Origin of the sequence: Kluyvera intermedia (assembly GCF_021440345.1) — a bacterium.
GTDB lineage: Bacteria > Pseudomonadota > Gammaproteobacteria > Enterobacterales > Enterobacteriaceae > Kluyvera > Kluyvera intermedia_A.
Map to the genome: position 1 here is coordinate 1 of NZ_JAKCNS010000144.1, position 1,140 is coordinate 1,140.

At 46.3% G+C, this 1,140-nt stretch carries 1 protein-coding gene; it reads right to left on the reverse strand.

The features are described from left to right. Positions 1-911: porin (locus tag LZ634_RS22280; RefSeq protein WP_234508910.1), on the reverse strand; the 911-nt coding region annotated here is incomplete at its 3' end. Positions 912-1,140 lie beyond the last annotated feature (229 nt).

The following is a 1,140-nucleotide window of genomic DNA, read 5'->3' on the forward strand; positions in this document are numbered from 1 at the left end:
AAGTCGAACTGGTACTGAGCCGTTACTTCAAAGTTCTGGGTTTTGTTGGCAATACCGCCGCCGTTGAGACTGCTAGCGCTACCATATGGTGTCATATTGCGGGTTTCGGCATACATCGCGGCCAGATAGATGTTGTTCGCATCGTATTTCAGGCCCGTCGTCCATGCGTCAGCTTTATCACCGTTTGCATACTGATGGCTGGTGGCATCGTAGGCATTAATCTGGTCATTGGTACGGTCAGAAGAGGAATACGCGGCGGCAACGCTGACGCCCATACCTATATCGTAGGAGGTGGAAATACCGAAGCCGTCGCCGTTGGCGTTACGCATGCTACGATCGCCGTTGTTGGTGCCTTCGCCGCTGCCTGGGTTTTCATTTTTACCCTGATACTGCAGCGCAAAGTTCAGACCATCAACCAGACCGAAGAAGTCGTTGTTGCGGTAGGTGGCCACACCGTTTGCGCGACCGGTCATAAAGTTGTCGGATTTGGTATAAGAGTCGCCGCCAAACTCTGGCAGCATATCGGTCCAACCTTCGACGTCGTACAGAACACCGTAGTTACGGCCATAGTCAAATGAACCGTACTCCGCAAATTTTAAACCGGCGAAGCCCAGACGAGTCCACGCCTGATTAGCATCATCGGCAGTTGATTCAGGGTTGTTAGCCTGAACGTTATATTCCCACTGGCCATAGCCAGTCAGCATATCGTTAATCTGAGTTTCACCTTTGAAGCCAAAACGGACGTAGCTCTGATCGCCATCGCTGCCGGAATCACTGGAGAAATAATGCAGACCATCTATCTTGCCATAGAGGTCTAATTTATTGCCGTCTTTATTATAAATTTCTGCGGCATGAGCTGCGCCTGCTGCAAGCAGGGCAGGTATAACGAGGGCCAGTACTTTTCTGTTCATGGAATAATTCCTTTAGTGTTTTTATATTAATAAACTTCCCTATTAAGGAAGTGAGTTCATGCTAATGGAAAATTATGTCAGTTAGTAAAAGTCATTTGTTACGGTATGAGTAAAATCTAAAGAGGATGATTCTATTGAAATGATGATAGATTTCATGAATATATTTTATGTGAAGTATATATAATAAAAATTATACAAATGGAAAGCGCGGGCGTAATCTACGGCGGTT